Source organism: Pseudomonas sp. WS 5021 (assembly GCF_012985535.1).
Taxonomy (GTDB): Bacteria; Pseudomonadota; Gammaproteobacteria; order Pseudomonadales; family Pseudomonadaceae; genus Aquipseudomonas.
Genome location: NZ_JAAQWP010000002.1, coordinates 672,700 through 691,458 on the forward strand (window position 1 = coordinate 672,700; position 18,759 = coordinate 691,458).

Consider the following 18,759-nt stretch of genomic DNA (forward strand, 5'->3'; position numbering starts at 1 on the left):
GATGGCGTGATCCTAGTGCCTGGCTTCAGTCGTCGTCTTGCGCGCGTGCACGCAGGGAAATTTGTTTGACGTAGGCCTTGGGCGACAGGCCCGTGTGCTGGCGGAAACAGCTGTAGAACGCCGACAACGAGTTGAAACCGGCGGCAAATGCCAGTTCATCGATGCGGATCGGCGGCGTGGCGCCATCCAGTGCCGCCAGTAAATGTTGCAGGCGGGCCTGGTTGACGTAGCGGTAGAAGCTCTGCCCCAGCACCTGGTTGAGCAGGTAGGAAATCTGGTTGCGGCTGTAGCCACATTCCTTGGCCACCCGTTGCAGGTCCAGTTCGGGGTCGAGATAGGGTTGCTGGCGCTGGAAGTACTGCTGCAAATCGTTGGCCAGGTAGCTCAGTTGCTGGGGCGACAGGCCCAGGCGGCTGACGGTCGGCCGTGTGGCCTGGGACTGGGAACGGCTGGTAGCGGGCTCGTGCACCAGGGACGCGTATTCGTTGACGCGCCAGATCAGCCCGTCGCGCACGGTGATCGCCTCACTGGTGCGAAACGACACCAGGCCCTGGCCACCGCGCAAGGTCACGCGATACTGGATAAATGCGGTATCGCCGTCGGTGCGGATGCGATCGGTGTGCTCAATCGCCTCGTCGGGGTCGCGCGGCATGCTGGCTTGCAGGTACTCACGCAACTGGTCGAAGCACACTACGCGGTTCTGGAAGAAGTCGTGGTACTGGATATCCGGGTGATAGTGCGCCATTACCCCGTCCAGGTCGCGGTGCTTCCAGCACAAGTGATGGCGCAATACCACGTCGGCAGTCGCTTGGGTCTGTTGCGGGCAATCGGCCGGGACGGTCTGTGGCATACAACACTCGAAAACGGCTAAAGCCTGGAGCTTGCACAACTTTACCGGGTGCTTCAATGGCCAAGTGACAGTTTTAAGTAATGGCCTTTTGCCTAAGCATTTGTAAGACATGACCCACGTCAAACTTCTCGCAAGGAAGCGCCGAACGGACAGAAAAAACCCCGGTACTTATTGCCAGTGAGTGCTATTTTTTAAGCTTCACCGTCAGGACTATTGATGGACCTGACGCCCTTGCCGCGAGCTAAAGGAAGTGCTCAATGAACAAGGTTGGCAACATGAACAAAGTGACGTTCCCCAATGCATGCCAGTTGATGCGCTGGCACTTTCACCCGGTTGGCTTTGAAGGCAGCATGGACGCGCCTGGCAGCATGATCGCGCGATTGTTTGACCGAGAGAGTGGCGAAACCCTGATTGCCATCGCCGGCATTCCTTGCGCCACGGTGATGAACGCCACGGATGTGGAGCGGATTATCGAGGCAATCGAGGCTGAGCTGGACTCGTTTGTGCGCCCGCAACTGCGGCAGGCTTGAACTGCGTAGGGGCTGCTTCGCTTCGCGAGGCAGCTCCTACAGGGATCTAACGGCGGCGGTCATCGAAGAACGCCTTGCTCCCCACCACCCGATCCGACGCCTTCGGCGCATTCGTGCCCTGGCCATCCTGCCCTTCGACATACCAATAGCAATGGCTCACCGCCCGGGTAATCCCGACATAGGCCAGGCGCAGCACCTCGTCTTTTTGCGCATTGTCATAGGGCTCGGCATCACCGTCCTTGCCCAGGCCGGCCATACGGTACACCTGGTTCTTGTACGGCGAGCGGGTCAGGTGCTGGCAATCGCCGAGCAGAAACACCGCATCCGCCTGTAGGCCCTTGGCGCTGTGGTAGGTCAGTTGCTTGAGGCGGCGCATGGCGGGAGGCAAGCTAGAATCAAGATTAACTACAGATTGAATATGCTCTTGAATCAATAGTTTATCGCTACTTTTTCGATACAACATCAATACCGATTCGCCACGCTGATAGTGCGCCAACAACTGCTGGGCCAAGGCTGCCTCGTCGCGATCAAGCACCTGTACCGGCACCAATGCCCGATCTACGCCGCTGGCCTTGGCCTTTTTGCCGCTGATCGCCGGTGCGGCTTTAACGATGTGCTCGGCCGCATCGATGATGTGCTGGTGACTACGAAAGTTCTCCCCGAGCATCACCCTAGTGGTGGCCGGTGACGGGAACTCCTTGTTGAACTCCATGAAGTATTTGGGCGAGCTGCCGCGCCAGCCATAGATCGACTGCCAGTCATCACCCACGCAGAGCAGCGAGGAATGCTGGGCACCGCGCCCCACATGCATCGCCGGCCCACGACTGCGGATTTCGCGCAGGCTGGCGCGGATCCACGAGACGATCTGCGGCGAGACATCCTGGAATTCGTCGATCATCAAGTGCGACAGCGGGCGCAACAGCCCATCGTTGAGCAACTTGAGGTTTTCCGGGGTGTTCTCGCCAAACAGCGAAAACATGCGGTTATAGGTCATGATCGGCGGCGACTGGTCCAGCAGGTGATCTTCCAGGGCCTTCCAGAAAATACCCAGGGCCTCGAAGAAGCCGCGATCCGGGTCATCCTTGGCAAAGCTCATCTGGCCCACAGCCGTGGGCACGTCCAGGCCGAGGTTTTCGATAAACCCGGCGGCGGTGACGAAACAATCCAGCAGCGGCGCCGAAGCCAGTTCACCCTTGACCTTGTAATCAAACCCCGGCCCCGAGGTGGTATCTGCGGCCAGGCTGCTCAACAGGCGCCTGGATGACTCGTAGCTATCTATCCATATCAATGGCTTACGACAGAAAGCTTGAAACAAGGTGCGCTTGACCGCCCATTCCGCGCGTACCGACAGCTTGGCCCCGGGGCGAGCAATCTGCGGGTTTTCCCGGGAGTCGAAACCCAACACCACCCAGGCATCCAGTTCGGCGCAGTAGCCATGGCAATGGAACGACGCACCATTGATTTCAACGCTCTGGCGGTTTGGCTCGATGCCCTGGATCGGCCATGCGCCGGCGCGCAACCACAGGTCCTCGATCACATCGCACAGCTCTTCGTCGCGCTTGGCTGCCAACTCGGTAACCGCCACGCGCTTTTGTACATCCGGGTGGTCGCGCTCCAGCTCCTTGAGCTGCAGGGCGTGGCGGGCCATGGGCGTCATCAGCTCGCGAAAGCGCGCATGCCGGCCATGGAGCCCGTGATAACAGGCGTTGAGTTGCTGGCGTTGGGCATCGTTGATGCGCAGGTCGAAGGGGTTGCTATCGGCCTCCTCGTCGTAAGTGCCGTGGTGCAGGTTCTCGAACGCCTGCAACCGCTCAAAGCCCGGCAGGCTGCGGACCATGGGCAGGATGCGCGAGTGAAAGGTGCGCACCACAGCCTGGGCTTCTTTCAAACCAAGGGGTTGGCCCCACAGCTGGAGAATCTGCATGAGCTTGTTGATGAAGTCCTTGCGCGATTCACGGGTGAAGGTCACCACGGTCATGGAGCTCAGCTCAAAGCCCAGGTAATGCGTCAGCAGCAGGATCCGCAGGACCAGCGACGTGGACTTGCCGGCACCGGCACCGGCAATCACCGAAGTGGACGGGGTGTCGCTGAAGATCATCTTCCACTGGGCTGCGCTGGGCTGCGCATGAGCCGGTAGCAGGCGGGCCACATCGGCCTTGATACGTTTTTTCAGCTCCGCGGTCAGTGGCAGGCGCCAATCGTCGAACAGGCTGTCGTCGACACCCGGGACGCGATGCTCATCGCTGCGATAATCACGGATCAACAGGACCTGGCGCCCTTCCTCGATGCCATCGCGCCTGCCCTCCTGGTAGCCATACTCCACGCCCGCCTCATGCCCGCTGCGAAAACCGTCGGCCTGGCCATGCAGCCACGAAAAACGATGCTGGGCCCGCAGGCGCGTCAAACCATGGCCAAACAGCCGGGCAGCCAGGCGCTTGAATAGCGGCATTTGCGCCAGCGGGCGCAGTTCGGGGGGCAGATCGGGGGTGTGTTGCGGCACGCGGACTCCTGCGGGGGCTTGAGCGGACAGAGACGCTATGGTCGCCGGAAACCTCCGACAGTTCCAGCCAATTGCTTTGGCTTCATGTGGTTAGGCGATGAAGTGAAGATCGGGTCGAGTTTTCGCGACCACAAACCAATCGAATAATTTGATTGAAATAAGGCATTTTTTACGCTTTTTATCGATGATGCCCTGATAGAAGATAGGCCCATCAACAGGAGACGATCATGCTTGAACTTCGACCTTTTACCTCCCTGGGCGCTGCCAATCACGGTTGGCTGGATGCCCATCACCACTTTTCATTCGCTGAGTACCATGACCCTGAGCGTATGCACTGGGGCAACCTGCGGGTGTGGAACGACGACATCATCGCGCCCGGTACCGGTTTCCCCCAGCATCCGCATCGGGATATGGAAATCATCACCTATGTACGTGAAGGTGCCATCAGCCACGCGGACAACCTGGGCAACAAAGGCCGCACCGAGGCTGGCGACGTACAGGTAATGAGCGCTGGCACCGGGATAGCCCACAGTGAATACAACCTGGAAGCCACGGCAACCAAGATTTTCCAGATCTGGATCATTCCCAATGAAGCGGGTTTGCCCCCTTCCTGGGGTGCCAAGCCGTTTCCCAAGGGCGAGCGCGAAGGCTTCGTGACCCTGGCCAGTGGCAAGCACGGCGACAATCAAAGCCTGCGGATCCGTGCCGACGCGCGCCTGGTGGCGGCCAACCTGAAGGCCGGGGAAAGTGCCGAGTATCACCTGGATGCAGGACGCCGCGCGTATCTGGTGCCGGCCACTGGGGTGATCGATGTGAATGGCTTGCGAGCGCAGGCGCGGGACGGCGTTGCGGTAGAGGATGAACGCGTGCTGCGAGTGACCGCGCTCGAAGACAGCGAAGTGGTGCTGGTGGACCTGGCCTGATCCCAAGCCAGGCACTAAACACACTGTGGGAGCGGGCTTGCCCGCGATGGCGTTGGGTCAGTCACCGATTCATTGACTGATCCACCGCCATCGCGGGCACGCCCGCTCCCACATTTTTTACAACTGTGTGTCAGTTCGGGGTGATGGCGCCGTCCACCAACACCTGCGCCTCTTCCACCAGGCGCTTGAGGTGATATTCGCCAATGAAGCTCTCGGCATAGATCTTGTAGATATCCTCGGTGCCCGATGGCCGTGCGGCAAACCAGCCGTTTTCGGTCATGACTTTCAACCCGCCAATCGCCTGGTCGTTACCCGGCGCATGGCTGAGGATCTGCTGGATGCTTTCCCCGGCCAACTGCGTGGACGTGACCTGCGCCGGCGCCAGCTTGCCCAGTAGCGCCTTCTGCGCCGGCGTGGCCTTGGCATCCACACGAATGGCGAAGGGTTCGCCCAGGGCGTCGGTCAGGCCACGGTAGATCTGGCTTGGGTCCTGGCCTTTGCGCGAGGTCATTTCCGCGGCCAGCAAGGCCGGGATCAAGCCATCCTTGTCCGTGCTCCAGACAGTGCCATCCTTACGCAAAAACGAAGCCCCCGCGCTTTCTTCGCCGCCAAAGCCCAGCGAGCCTTCGAACAGGCCATCGGCAAACCACTTGAAGCCCACCGGCACTTCGTACAGGCGCCGGCCAATGCGCGCGGCCACGCGGTCGATCAAACCACTGCTGACCACGGTCTTGCCGACGGCAGCATCAGCACGCCACTGGGGACGGTTCTGGAACAGGTAGTCGATGGACACGGCCAGGTAGTTGTTCGGCGCCAACAGCCCGCCCGACGGGGTAACGATGCCGTGACGGTCGTGGTCCGGGTCGCAGGCAAATGCCACGTCGAAGCGGTCTTTGAGGCCGATCAGGCCTTGCATCGCATAGCTGGAGGATGGGTCCATGCGAATCTGGCCGTCCCAATCCACGCTCATGAAGCGGAAAGTCGGGTCGACTTCGGTGTTCACCACTTCCAGGTTCAAACGGTAGTGCTCGGCGATGGCCGACCAGTAGCGCACCCCGGCTCCGCCCAGCGGATCCACGCCCAGGCGCAGATCGGCACTGCGGATGGCGTCCATGTCGATCACATTGATCAGGTCGGCCACGTAGGTGTTGAGGTAGTCATGGCGGTGGGTGGTGTCGGCTTTCAACGCTTGCGCATGGGTAATGCGCTTGACCCCAGCCAGTTTGGCCGCCAGCAGCTCGTTGGCCTTGGCCTCGATCCACTTGGTGACATGGGTATCGGCCGGGCCACCGTTGGGCGGGTTGTACTTATAGCCGCCGCTCTGGGGCGGGTTGTGGGACGGGGTGATGACAATGCCATCCGCCAGCCCGCTGGTGCGGCCACGGTTGTAGCAGATGATGGCGTGGGAAATCGCCGGGGTTGGCGTGTATTCATCGCCCTCGGCGAGCATTACATGCACGCCGTTGGCCGCCAGTACTTCCAGCGCACTGGCGCCCGCCGGGGTGGACAGCGCATGGGTGTCGAGGCCGACAAACAGCGGGCCATTGATACCTTGCGCCTCGCGGTACAGGCAAATGGCCTGACTGATGGCGAGCACGTGCCATTCGTTGAAGCTCAAGTCAAAAGAGCTGCCACGGTGCCCGGAGGTACCAAATGCCACGCGCTGAGTGGAGATTGCTGCATCGGGCTGGCCGGTGTAATAGGCCGTTACCAGTCGCGGGATGTCCACCAGCAATTGAGCCGGTGCCGGTTTGCCCGCAAAAGGACTGAGAGTCATGCAAAAACCTCTGAAAAGAAGGATTCGGAAAAGGAATGCAGTTTACTGGGAGTTCGACCGCCATGCGACGGTATCTATCCCACAATAATTAGGGATATTTCCCGCAACACGAAATCATCCATTCTGCCCCTGCTTGAGTGCCCGCGCCAACTCTTCAAGGACCAGGTCCAGGCTATGGTGGGAGCTGAACACATGACTCAAACGAAAGTGCTGCTGGTACAGGCCACTGACACTGAACAACTCACCAGGGGCGATCACCACCTGGCGCGCCAGCATGTTCTGGAATACCCGGCGCATATCCACAGCCTCGGTCGAGCGCAACCAATAGGTGGCGCCTGCCTGGGGCTGGCGGTATGTCACGCGCTCGCCCAGATGCTGCTCCAGACGCTTGTGCATCGCTGCCGCGTGTTCCTTGAGCAGTGCGCGCAGCTCCAGCAAGTGCTGGTCCAGGCGGCCATTGTGGTCCAGCCGGGCAATCGCCCGCTGGCGAATGGACGACAAACGAAACGCGCGCAACAGGAACTGGCGCTGCAATTGCGTGCTCATGTGCCGCGACAGCAGGTAACCATAGGGCGCTTCCGGGCCCATGAGTTTCTCGAAGGTAGAAAACACCATCAACCGCTCAGGATTCACCAGGTCCCGCAAGTAGCCGGCGCACGCCTCGAATTCCAAGCCGCCATGGATGTCGTTCTCCAGCAGCCAACAGCCATGTTGCTCCAGCAATCCTGCCAGTTGCGCCTGCTCGGCCAGGGTCAAGGCTTTGCCGGTGGCCAGGCCGGGGGTCGAGGATAACAATGCCAGTTGCACGCCCTCGCTACGCAACTGCTGCTCCAGATACGCAAGGTCCAGCCGTCCCTGCTCGTTGCACGGCCACTCGATCACCCGCACTTCGGCGTCTTGCAGCAGCCGCAGCACGAGCCAGTCACACGGCGACTCCACCAGCACCGCCGCCCCTTTGAGGGCCAGGACTTCGATCAGGATGGCCAGCACGCCCCGCAGGTCAGCGCCGATATAGACGTCATCCGCCTGCCAGCATCGTGTAGGCGAACGGGTGTAGCGCGCCGCCAAAGCCGCACGCAGTTCCCAGATACCACAGGGCTGGGAATAGGGCTGCAACTGGCGCGGGTACTGGCGCACCAGCTCACGCTCCAGTTGCAGCAATGGGCCGTCCAAGGACAGCAGTTGCGCCGGCTCATCGGCACTGAGCACCAACATCCCCGGCCTGCGCGCCCCGGCATACAAGCGCTCGAGCAAATCACCGGCGGTGCAGCACGGGGTAGTGCTGGCAATGGGCAAGGCGTAGTAACCGGACTTGGCCACCGAGTACACCCTGCCCTCCTTTTCCAGCAGCGAATAAGCGTATTGAATGGTGGAAATCGACACGCTCAAACGCTCGGCCAGGTGTCGCAACGACGGCAGCTTGACCCTCGCCTCACCGCCCACTTCATTGATCAGGTTGATCATGTAGCGATACACAGCCTGATAGGCGAAGTCTGCCTGTTTGTCCTCACTCATGACGTTTTCTGCCGTCGCACACCCACCTTCAGCGTCCTGGCACGCCGTGCGGCCCTGTGACCGGCTCCTCGCTGTTGATGCAGGCGGCATTGGCCGCCAGATCGTTGCGGTACAAATGCTGCAACAACGCCAGCGGCAAACCGCTGGTATCGACAATCCAATGCTGGATCAATTCGGCCGACGCCTTGCCCTCCAGGGCTTTGTGCAGTTCGGGCAGCGCCACCAGCATGCCGGGGTGGCAGCGGCGCAAGAACGCTTCCAGCCGCTGGCCTTGTTGGATAAACGGTGAAAACAACAGGCAGACCAATTGGCTTTCTTCCAGGCCAAAAAACTCACGCGCGTAAGTCGTCGCCAGCATGCGCCCGTCCGGAGTACCGGCTTGGGCAATCAGCAGTTCGGGGATTCTTTTGCGGCGCATAAAACCGATGGCCTGTTCGATAAACCCCCTGACACCCTGCTGATAGTCAATGCCCAGCAACACTTCGGCGTGCAGGCCATGCATGTGCGCCATCATCAATGGGTTGGCGTAGGCCGGGGTGCTGAACTGAAAGGCAAACTCATCTTGCTTGTAACCCATGAAATCGTTGAGCAATGCGGTGCAGTCCAGCTCCCCGGTGCATAACAGGTCGGCTACGCCGATGTAGGCCAGGTGGCGATGCACTTCCTTGGAAGATGCATCCTGTGCTGCATAGTGCTCGCCATACACATCGCGGTAATAGCCAACGCTGCAATCGTCCATGCGAGTAAACAGGGCGGTGAGCGCCAGGGGCCGGCCAGAGTGATCTTTCATGCCCGCCGCGCGGGTAGTCTTGACCAGCCACGCCAGATATTGGTTTTGCTTGCGCGGCGAATCACTGCTGACCAGGGCGTGCACCCCACCGTCCCAGGCGGTAATGCGCCGATAGAAATCCCCCAGGGACAAGTAGCCGTCGTTACACAGGCTGGTGCGAATATCCCCGCAACTCCTATGCCCGACCATCAACATATTGCGCCGGCCGATATCCTGCCCAGTTGTCGAAGCCGGACGCAGGTGGTTGAAGGGCAAGACCTCCTGGTTTTCCACCATCAACAGCTCGACCCGGGGGTCGTCGTGGAAAAACAATGCGCTGTAGCCACGATGAATGCTGTCCAGCGCGGCTTGCGTCATTCCCGTATGCCGCAGGGTTGCGACGCGCAACTGGAAACTCCTCGGCGCCCGGCCGGCGATGGTCAATTGGGCGGCACGCAGGAAGGCCAATGCATAACTGCTGCCTCTGCCGCCCCCATGGGCGACCAATACTTTGTAGTCACCGATCTGTTCGATGCCGCCTGCCGCCACAATCAACCGCTGAATCAATAATTGAAGTGCAGTTCGCTCCGCTCGCGAGAAGTAGCCCTGTAAGCGTTGCAATACTTGCTGGTACACATAATTCATGGCTTGTTCGTGAATAGCGCTCATAGCTTTACTACCTGAAGTTAACTGTCAGTTCCGGGCAAGCAGTTAGGCGTGCCTGTCCGTCCTGCGGTTTGCTTGGAGTTGGCGCCTGTTGCGACTAAGGCTGATAGCTAAATGTTAGCACCGCACAACAAAGCGCCAGTCGGAACATCCCTGCGAAGATGCCATCAGCTGTTGAAGAAAGCCCCTACACCGGCCTGCTGGCCAGCCTAGGAACGGTCTTACAGCTTCCTAGTGGAATTTAACTCAGACAATCAAGAATGGTCTGACATATACAGCGCAGGGAAACTACCGGATTTAGTTCGCACTCTATCTACCGACCAACATCCTTTGCCCGGCATACAAGGCGACTTACTAGTTACAGCGAACCGCTGTTGTGATTTGTTTTCTGCAATCATTGCTCAGTCCTTGAGATGAAAGTGACCGGGCAATTATCAGCGCTTGCTTGATGATTAAAAGATACAGACTCAGCGTAAAAACCAGTGCAGATCAACAGCTTGGCACTTGTTGCGGGGCCCACGCAAAACGCCGCGGCTCTGGGATTCAGGGCGGCGGCGGCTTAAAAGGCAGGTTTTACAGGGGGGAACCGGTGACAGTCCTGGTGCCAAGGGCGTAGGTACTGTCCTTTCAAATGGCGTATTTGCCCCATGGGCAGCGTAGGCGGAATGTCCGATTACGAACATTCCCACAGATCAAACGGCTTCAACCTGCAACGCCACCCGCTCGCGACATGGGCATTCGTCCATATAGCGGTGTGCATCGACAAATTCGCTGAAAGCAAATACCCGGGTCTTGAGGGGTATCAGCAGCCCGTCGGCAGTCAATTGGTTGATCTCACGTAGCGCCCGTTGCAGCGCAGCCTGGTCCTGGGCGATGCCCAGCTCCGGCTTGCCAGTGAAGTTGCCGATGCAGTGCACAAAGAACTGGATGTTCTTCTGGAACGCGGCGCAGGCCGGGAATGGCGTCTGGTTGCCGCCTTGCAGGCCATACAACACCAGGCTGCCACGTGGCGCGAGCACATCGCCCAGCAGCGACATCTGCGGGCCACCCAGGCCGTCGAACACCACATCCACGCCGCGCCCATCGGTGAACTTGTTGATTTGCATCAGCAAGTCCTGCTCTTCAGTGACGATGACCTTTTCGGCGCCCAGGGACAGCAGGTACTCGCGCTCGTCCGGTGATTTGGTGGCCGCGATCACCCGCACCCCCAGGGCCTTGCCCAATTGCACGAACGAAGGCCCGGCACAATGGCTGGCATCGGTGACCAGGGCGAACTGCCCAGGCTTGGCCCGCGCCAGGTCGATATAGGCAAAGTAGGCAATCAACAGTGGCGTGTAATGCACGCTGGCCTGCACCGGGCTCAATACGTCCGGGTAACGGGTCAGGGCCGAACGGGGCAGCACAATCAACTCGCCATATACCGGGTAATCATTGGGGCTTTCGGCCGGGAAGCTAGCGACCTTGTCGCCCACCGCCAGGTCCTCGACGCCCTCGCCCAGCGCCACGACCACGCCGGCCATTTCATGGCCAAGACCGGAAGGCAGCCGGGCGTGGGACGACGCCAGGTTCTGGCGCCAGAGAATGTCGTACCAACTGATGCCAATCGCCTCGACACGCACCTGCACTTCGCCCGGTGCGGGCAACGTGGCTTCATGCTCTTCGCACTTGAGCACCTCGGCCGGACCAAACTTGTGAAAACGGATCGTGCGGGACATCGCAAACCTCGCCAAAGTAACCTCTAATGCCATGAACTTTATCTGGGCTTTCGGGGCAAGGCCACCGGTCGCCATTAATAGTCGTCATGTCTGTCATTGATTCCACCGCCTAGGAAAAAACACCAGGCAGCGTAGGAAATCTGAATTAGCCGGTGCAGAGTACCAGCCTTTCCCCGTAAGATTCACGCCGGCCATTGTTATCATGTGGCCGTTCACGTCAAGTTCGCTGAATCTGCCAGGACACAAGATGAACCGTAACGACCTGCGTCGTGTCGACCTGAACCTGTTGATCGTATTCGAAACCTTGATGCATGAGCGCAGTGTGACCCGCGCGGCCGAGAAATTGTTCCTCGGCCAGCCGGCCATCAGCGCTGCCTTGTCGCGCTTGCGCGGGCTGTTCGATGACCCGCTGTTTGTGCGGACCGGGCGCAGCATGGAGCCCACGGCCCGAGCCGTGGAGATTTTCGCCCTGCTGTCGCCGGCCCTGGATTCGATTTCCACCGCCGTCAGCCGCGCCGCCGAGTTCGACCCGGCCACCAGCACCGCAGTGTTTCGCATCGGCCTGTCGGACGACGTCGAGTTCGCCCTGCTGCCGCCACTGCTCAAGCGCCTGCGCGCCGAAGCGCCGGGCATCGTGCTGGTAATCCGTCGCGTCAACTACATCCTGATGCCGGGCCTGCTGGCCTCCGGGGAGATCTCCATTGGCGTCAGCTACACCGCCGACCTGCCGGCCAACGCCAAGCGCAAACTGCTGCGCCGCAGCCTGCCCAAACTGTTGCGCGCCGACAGCGTACCCGGCGCCCTGAGCCTGGACGACTTCTGCGCCCGCCCCCACGCCCTGGTCTCGTTTGCCGGCGATCTCAGCGGGTTTATTGATGAAGAGCTGGAGAAACTTGACCGCAAACGCCATGTGGTGCTCGCGGTCCCGCAATTCAACGGCCTGGGCACCCTACTGGCCGGCACCGACATCCTGGCGACCGTCCCCGACTACACCGCCGAAGCCCTGACCGCCGCCGGCGGCCTGCGTGCCGAAGACCCGCCGTTGCCGGTGCGCAGCTTTGAACTGCACATGGCGTGGCGCGGCTCCCAGGATAATGATCCGGGGGAGCGGTGGTTGCGGTCGCGGATTCAGATGTTTTTCGGCGACCCCGATAGCCTGTAATGCAATTCCACTAAACTCCACAAAAGCGTTTTATAACAACGAGTTATTGATAATTTAAGTCTACTTCCGTCCGTCTAAATCCGATGGATTCCACGACTCATAGGGGCATAACTGGGGGCAAATTCCGGTTCCTTAAAAGGATGCCCCCAGCGATGCCCCAGATAATGCGGTTGTTTTCAAACGAAAACTCAGCGATGCCTTGATCCGCTTGCTGACCGAACCCGGCAAACACGCCGATGGCGAAGTCCCTGGGCTCTACTTGGCGGTAAGGGCGTCGAGCAAGGTCGGAAAATCCCCTTCCAAGGTTTGGCGATTGAAGTATCGCCTGCAAACCGCTTCTCCATCGGCGCATACCCCGACATTGGTCTCAAGGAGGCGCGCGACATTGCCCGCGGCGCACGCCGCGACGTGGCTAACCACACCGCTCCGCTCAAAACCAAGACCGCCAAGATCGAGGCGCAGTTGCTCAATGAGGAGCGCACCATCACGTACGTGGCCGAGCAGTGGTTGGCATTCAAGTCTGCCGAATTGGGGAGCAAATCCATCTCGGGCTTTACCGGAGCGCTGAACAACCACATCTTGCCTGCCATTGGTAAAAAACCGATCACCGAGATCAAGCTTGAGCACATCACCACGATCATTACCGAGCTGCGCCGCCAGCGCACACTGGCGATGGCCCGGCGCGTGCGCACCCGCGTGGTGGATGAAGAAGGCAAAGGCTGGGTGTTCGTCTCACCGGTTTACTTACCGAAAGACTTAACGGACATCTGAAGAGGCGTGGGAGCTGTGCAGGTTACTCAGATAAGTCTCGTTATCGCGAAAGTCAGCAGGGCAGATCCGGTACAAACTGAACACACGGCTTTCTGGCGTTTTGCGCAGGGGCGTTCGTAAGTTTCTGTTTCTAATAGCCCCCCGCTCCACGAGTTCAAGCATCCGCAGGCCTATGAGTAAAAAAGAAAAACAGCAGACCTGATATCGCCAGGCATGCCAGGCCTGCGCAGATCATGACGAGACCAAAGCCACCCGCCATCGCTGACCTGTAAAGATCGACAATCCAGGGCTGAGTCGACGGAAAAACATGGTCCACTATCGCTCGTCGAGCCAAATAAGCTCCATGACTTGGCCCACTGTCTTGTATTTCAACAGTAAGCCTATTGACCGCATAAACACTCATGGTGCTACCTAAAATAGCGATTCCCAAAGCCATTCCGGTCTGCCTCAAGGCGTTCATTGTCGCGGATGCAATGCCGGCACGTTCAGGCGGGACGCAGCCCATGACCATCATGCCGGTTGCGGGTACTGATAACCCTGTTCCAAAACCCAGTACGGCAAGGATCAATCCAATCCCGAGATAGGGAGTCCATGGATTGAAAACGACCATGGCGCACAAGGCCAGACCTATCAGCGCATAACCTGTGACCATCAGGAACTTCATCGAGAACCGCGCCACGAATCGCCCGAAAAACAAGGAGGCCAGTGCCATCATGACGAACTGCGGCATTAGTTTCCAACCAGTAATCTCCGGGCTGCTCCCCTGTACTTGCTGGAGAAAAAGGGACAAAAAGAAGAGGCTGCTGTAACTGGAGAAGCCGAGAATAAACGACGCCAGATTGGCCAGCACCAGCGGGCGACTACGGAATAATTTGATCGGAAACAGAGGCCGTTTGACGCGCAACTCAACCCATACGAATGCGATGAAGCCCACTGCGGCAGTAAGCAAAGGGATTAAAACCCTATCGGGCGAACTGCCATGTTCCCCGATTCCAATGAGGCCATAGCTGAGGGCCCCCAGCCATAGCATGCTAAGCGCCTGCCCTGCTGGATCGAACGCCGCGTGATCGAGATGCTTGCGCTCGGGAATACCATACGCACCCAGCACAGTTGCCAGAATGCCAAGCGGGACATTGACCAGGAAAATGCTCTGCCACCCGACACGCTCGACCAATATTCCCCCCACTAACGGCCCGCAAATCAACGCGAGTGCGCTAAAAGCGGACCACCCGCCAATCGCCCGCGCCCGCTGGCCGGGATCAGGGAATGCGTGAGCCAGAATCGGCATTGCCCCCGGTATAAGCATAGCGCCGGCAACGCCTTGGACAGCTCGCCCCCACAAAAGCATCGGCAGTTGGCTAGCCAGCGAGCAGATGACCGATCCAACCACAAAGAGCAAAACGCTACCAAGCCAAACCCGTTTGTGCCCATAGCGATCACCAAGAGGTCCGGCAGATAGCATCACCGCGGACAATGCGACTGCATAGATGTTGACGACCCATTGAAGACCCGCCAAGTCAGTTTGTAACGCTGTCTGAAGGGTAGGCAGTGCGACGTTGACGATGCTGATGTCCAGCGTCGCGAGAAATGTTCCGAGATAGGCGGCAGCGACCAAGGCGTGAATTCGATATTTGCGCATCGGAGTCCAATTTACGTTAAAGAACTTACCTTGATCCTATCCACTGACTGACAGTCAGTCAACAAGAAGACTTCGCTTGATGCCGTCGCCAAGATACAATTGACCGACCGATAGTCAGGGCTGAAAGGCTCGTACAGATGCCTCTTCCTCTCCTAGCCAGTCAACTTTTATGCAGGGCCCCAAACAGCGATGAAATATAAGAAAAGCCAAGTCGAGCCACCTACCTCGAAAACGCCGCGAACCAAGCCTGCGCACATACGCCTCGATGAATTGATGGCCGCCGCAGAAACGCTGTTTTTAGCGCAGGGCGTCGAAGCCACTACCATTGACGGGATCGCCGAACTGGCGCAGGTAGCGAAGGGTACTTTTTATATTTACTTTTCTTCCAAAAATGAGTTGCTTGAAGCGATGGGGCAACGTTACACCGCGCAGTTCCTGCGTCGTCTTGAGGAAGAGGTGGATAAGTGCGCTCCCGGAGATTGGCTGGCGCGCCTGCGCACCTGGATCCATACAAACGTTATTGCCTATGTCGAAACGTATAGAACGCACGACATCGTTTACACAAACCACCATCACCACAATCGTAGCAATCAAGAAAAAAATGCCATCCTGGAACAGTTGCAAGACATTCTGCTGGGAGGCAATGAAGCAGGCACCTGGCGATTTGATCAGCCCCGAATCACGGCCTTGATAATCTATGCCGGCGTGCATGGGGTCACCGATGATGCGATCGCTAATGAGGGCACCGATTGTGAGCAATTTGCTCGTGATGTTACCTCCGTGTGCCTTCGCCTGATTAACGTGGCTGAGGAGTCCAACTGAAAGCCCGGCCGCTGATGTTGAAAATCAGTGGCAAGCGTTATCTCCAAAGCGGCACCTATCGACTCCGCTTTAACCACGGTGGCCGCCTCTTCCCTGACCTTGCGGAACGTTACGTGATCGTTTTATCGGCGTCAGTGGCGTTTTTCCGCCCAGGCGATTCAGCTTCGTCGCTGCGTCCGCCCCCATATCCAGCGTCAATTCGTTGTTCTCGTGCCCGTCGGGCGTTGCAGCGATCCGCGTTAACTCCAGTCCTCTCCGATTCGCTGTAATCGCGACCTACATTAACGCTCGTCCCAGGCTCAAGGCGTAGCACTTGCCTGCGTACCACTTCGCCTTCTTCGGTAGAACTCACAAAAGCCGCGAATCCTGTGTTGCCCCGTTCATTTCCTGCGACCCAAAAAAACTCATAAACACCTTGTTGACTGACCGGCAGTCATGAGTTAATAATTCTCATTAAGGATTAATCTGGAGTTCAAGGAATGACGTCGACACAGGTAATTGTGCTGCTGAAGGAAATAGGGTTACCGCCCGAGCTGCTCGCGTCAGCCGCCGGTGACTGGAGGCTGCGCACTGATCTGGGCCTGAGCTCGGCGGAAACGCTGGAGCTGCAACTGATGCTGGAGCAGTTGGGATGTGGCGGATTTTCGCTTTGGGATACGCATGACCATACCTTGCGAGAGCTTGAGCGACTGATCGAGTCAGCACACGCAACTGACGGCCCTCGTGCCGGGGGTACGAAATGAGTCCTCATCCTGCATCACTGAACGAACAGTTGGCCGTGGTCCTAAACAAGGGCGGAGATGCACCTGCCTTAATTGCCGATGGTGAAATTATTTCCTATGCGCAATTGAAGTCGCGAGTTGCCTCTACAGCCGCACGGCTGCGAGCCCTAGGCATCTCGAAAGGCGATCATGTCGCGTTTCAATTACCCAACTGCGCCGATGCTGTCATCTTGATGCTTGCGACGCTGATAACCGGCGCGGCTCCAGTGCCACTCCTTCCCGCCTATCGCGAACAAGAATTGCGACACGTCCTGAAAATGGTCAGGCCTCGTGTCATGGCCATGACCAAAGGTAACCGTCGCTTCAGCGCAGTGGGTGTGGCCAGCACTGTAAGTCGTGAAGAAGGTTTGGACGTGGTGCTGGGTCTTATTGATGAGCCTGACAACGGCGACAATTCAGACTGGCTAGCGCTCAGGGAATTCTGCTCAGCGTCATGTGACAACGCGTCAGCGCATGAACTGCGCGCGACACAGATGGGTGCAGAAGATACAGCGATGATGCTGCTGTCGAGCGGGACGACAGGACTCCCGAAGCCCATCGCTAGAAAAAACGCAGGCTACAGCTACATGATCGCTGAAGCTTGCCGGGTATTCGAACTCAGTCACTCCTCCTCCTATCTGGCGGTGCTGCCCATATCTCACGGTTTTGTCATCAACTGCCCAGGCATTCTCGGCACCCTCCTTTGCGGGGGAACCGTGGTTCTGTCCCCGGACACGTCCGCGCAAACGGCTTTGAGACTGATCACAAACCATGAAGTAACACATTCGACGCTGGTTCCAGCATTACTGGCCCAGTGGCTTGATCGAGTGAATCAGCAAGGGATTGCACCTCAGACATTAAGGCACATTCAAGTCGGTGGGTCGCGCCTGCCTGCTGATCTCGCAGCCCTTGCTGAATCAAGGTTAGGGATGCGTATCCAGCAGTGCTACGGGATGAGCGAAGGGCTTCTTTGCTTCACCCGCGGGACTGATTCGGACAGCGTCCGATTCAACTCACAGGGCCGCCCGTTGTCCGAGCAAGATGAGGTCCTGATTGTGGACAGCGACGGCACGCCGGTCCCGCCTGGCCAATCAGGTGAATTAATCACCCGCGGCCCCTACACCATATCTTCGTATTTCAACAATCCGCTGGCGACTTCCCGCGCCTTCACGCAAGACGGGTATTACCGAACCGGCGACATGGCCCACCTTGATTCGGCGGGCAACGTCTATATCGATGGGCGACTGACCGACTCTATCAATCGCGGTGGAGAAAAATTCAGCCCGGAAGAGATTGAAGCGCTTACTAAACAGCACGCGAAGATCCAGGACGTCGCGGTGGTGGGTATATCCGACCAGCGCTTCGGCGAAGTGCCTTGCCTGTTTGCCGTAGTGCACGAAGGAGAACAGCTTTCGTTATCCGAAGTCCGACGGCACCTGGAGATTGTTGGTATAGCGCAATTCAAACTGCCGGAGAGGCTAGTCCTGATAGAGGCGATTCCGCGCAAAGGCATCGGCAAAATTGACCGCGCGTCTCTACGCGCTCAAATCTACGGCGAGCGCCAAAGCGAAGCACAAGCATCCGGGTCGGGTGAGCTATGAAGCTCATACAAGCCCAGGCCGAAGGTGCCATTAGATTTAGCTTCGCGGCCTCAGTGCCTGTGCGACATCAACTGGTTGTGTTCCCTCACGCTGGCGGTAGTTCCGAGTTCTATAGAGCGTGGCGAGACCACCTGCCTGCGGACGTGGACCTCGTAATAATGCAATACCCTCAACCAGGCACGAGCAACGCGACAGTGAACTGGAGCGACCCACACGCAGCTATCCAACGCTGCATGAGGGGGTTGGCCAGTCTTCTTGGCATCGCGCCCACCACACTCTTTGGGCACAGCATGGGCGCCTTGCTCGCACTGCATATAGCGTCCTCCCTGGCATCGTCGAGATTCAGGGTGGCTCAACTCATCCTGTCGTCTCAGATGGCACCGGTGTCGCTGCAGACAATCCTTCAATCACAGCAGGATGTCGACCAGCTTGCAGAGCGTGCGATGGGGCTTGGCGAAGTGCCCGAGTTGAGCACCTCCGCTGACACCGCTCAGACGGTTGTTGCTTCAGCTGTTCGTCAAGACCTGGCGCTTCTTCAAAAGCTTGCGAAGTTGCCGGTGGGTGACTTACCCACGACCCGCCTATTCGCGGGCGACAACGATCCGTTGATCGACAGAAAGCAGTTCTTCGAGTGGTCTCAATTGCTGCCCAAACATCCAGTGCTAGAGGTTTTTCCAGGCGGGCACTTCTACTTTCTCGGCAATGAGCCGTTGGTAGTGGACACCATCCTGGGCCCCTCTCGTACGGCGTGACCTCTA

At 58.5% G+C, this 18,759-nt stretch carries 14 protein-coding genes and 1 pseudogene; 8 read left to right on the plus strand and 7 right to left on the minus strand.

The annotated features are described in order from the left end of the window. Positions 1-25: 25 nt before the first annotated feature. Positions 26-850, minus strand: a complete 825-nt coding sequence (locus HBO19_RS09230) for a helix-turn-helix domain-containing protein (RefSeq protein ID WP_169951553.1) — start codon at positions 848-850, stop codon at positions 26-28. A gap of 257 nt (positions 851-1,107) precedes the next feature. Between HBO19_RS09230 and HBO19_RS09235 the strand changes: the two genes are divergently transcribed. Continuing rightward, positions 1,108-1,380 carry a DUF1652 domain-containing protein gene (locus HBO19_RS09235; RefSeq protein ID WP_169951551.1) on the plus strand — a complete coding sequence of 91 codons (273 nt, stop codon included), beginning with the start codon at positions 1,108-1,110 and terminating at the stop codon, positions 1,378-1,380. Positions 1,381-1,426: 46 nt separating this feature from the next. Here the strand turns inward: HBO19_RS09235 and HBO19_RS09240 are convergent, their stop codons facing one another. Next, positions 1,427-3,880, minus strand: coding sequence for a UvrD-helicase domain-containing protein (locus tag HBO19_RS09240; RefSeq protein ID WP_170057349.1), 2,454 nt, complete (start codon positions 3,878-3,880; stop codon positions 1,427-1,429). Positions 3,881-4,107: 227 nt separating this feature from the next. Here HBO19_RS09240 and HBO19_RS09245 point away from each other — a divergent pair, with 227 nt between their 5' ends. Further along, the gene (locus HBO19_RS09245; RefSeq protein ID WP_170057350.1) at positions 4,108-4,803 is read left to right on the plus strand and encodes a pirin family protein; all 696 of its coding nucleotides are present in this window, start codon (positions 4,108-4,110) and stop codon (positions 4,801-4,803) included. A gap of 130 nt (positions 4,804-4,933) precedes the next feature. Here HBO19_RS09245 and pgm read toward each other — a convergent pair whose 3' ends face one another. From pgm to HBO19_RS09265, 4 genes are all read right to left on the minus strand, one after another. Continuing rightward, a complete protein-coding gene (gene pgm / locus HBO19_RS09250) occupies positions 4,934-6,580 on the minus strand; it encodes a phosphoglucomutase (alpha-D-glucose-1,6-bisphosphate-dependent) (RefSeq protein ID WP_170057351.1) in 1,647 nt (548 codons plus the stop codon). A gap of 114 nt (positions 6,581-6,694) precedes the next feature. Beyond that, a complete protein-coding gene (locus tag HBO19_RS09255; RefSeq protein ID WP_170041439.1) occupies positions 6,695-8,095 on the minus strand; it encodes a PLP-dependent aminotransferase family protein in 1,401 nt (466 codons plus the stop codon). A gap of 28 nt (positions 8,096-8,123) precedes the next feature. Beyond that, positions 8,124-9,533, minus strand: a complete 1,410-nt coding sequence (locus tag HBO19_RS09260; protein WP_170057352.1) for a hypothetical protein — start codon at positions 9,531-9,533, stop codon at positions 8,124-8,126. 689 nt (positions 9,534-10,222) lie between these two features. Further along, a complete protein-coding gene (locus tag HBO19_RS09265; protein WP_169951539.1) occupies positions 10,223-11,245 on the minus strand; it encodes a zinc-dependent alcohol dehydrogenase family protein in 1,023 nt (340 codons plus the stop codon). Positions 11,246-11,492: 247 nt separating this feature from the next. Here HBO19_RS09265 and HBO19_RS09270 point away from each other — a divergent pair, with 247 nt between their 5' ends. Beyond that, positions 11,493-12,407, plus strand: a complete 915-nt coding sequence (locus HBO19_RS09270; RefSeq protein ID WP_262376887.1) for a LysR family transcriptional regulator — start codon at positions 11,493-11,495, stop codon at positions 12,405-12,407. 199 nt (positions 12,408-12,606) lie between these two features. Beyond that, positions 12,607-13,133, plus strand: a pseudogene (locus tag HBO19_RS09275) (integrase arm-type DNA-binding domain-containing protein); the annotation flags it as partial. A 199-nt stretch (positions 13,134-13,332) separates the two neighbouring features. On the opposite strand, the gene HBO19_RS09280 reads toward HBO19_RS09275, so the two are convergent. Continuing rightward, entirely contained in the window at positions 13,333-14,817 is a 1,485-nt protein-coding gene (locus HBO19_RS09280) for a DHA2 family efflux MFS transporter permease subunit (protein WP_170057353.1), read from the minus strand. Positions 14,818-15,006: 189 nt separating this feature from the next. On the opposite strand from HBO19_RS09280, the gene HBO19_RS09285 reads away from it, so the two are divergent. The 4 genes from HBO19_RS09285 to HBO19_RS09300 all read left to right on the plus strand — a co-directional run bounded on the left by HBO19_RS09285 (position 15,007) and on the right by HBO19_RS09300 (position 18,753). Beyond that, a complete protein-coding gene (locus tag HBO19_RS09285; RefSeq protein ID WP_169951535.1) occupies positions 15,007-15,639 on the plus strand; it encodes a TetR/AcrR family transcriptional regulator in 633 nt (210 codons plus the stop codon). Between the two features lie 479 nt (positions 15,640-16,118). Next, positions 16,119-16,382, plus strand: coding sequence for a hypothetical protein (locus HBO19_RS09290; protein WP_170041442.1), 264 nt, complete (start codon positions 16,119-16,121; stop codon positions 16,380-16,382). Further along, the gene (locus HBO19_RS09295) at positions 16,379-18,001 is read left to right on the plus strand and encodes an AMP-binding protein (protein WP_170057354.1); all 1,623 of its coding nucleotides are present in this window, start codon (positions 16,379-16,381) and stop codon (positions 17,999-18,001) included. The genes HBO19_RS09290 and HBO19_RS09295 overlap by 4 nt, the downstream gene beginning before the upstream one ends. After that, a complete protein-coding gene (locus HBO19_RS09300; protein WP_170041444.1) occupies positions 17,998-18,753 on the plus strand; it encodes an alpha/beta fold hydrolase in 756 nt (251 codons plus the stop codon). Before HBO19_RS09295 ends, HBO19_RS09300 begins: the two co-directional genes overlap by 4 nt. Positions 18,754-18,759 lie beyond the last annotated feature (6 nt).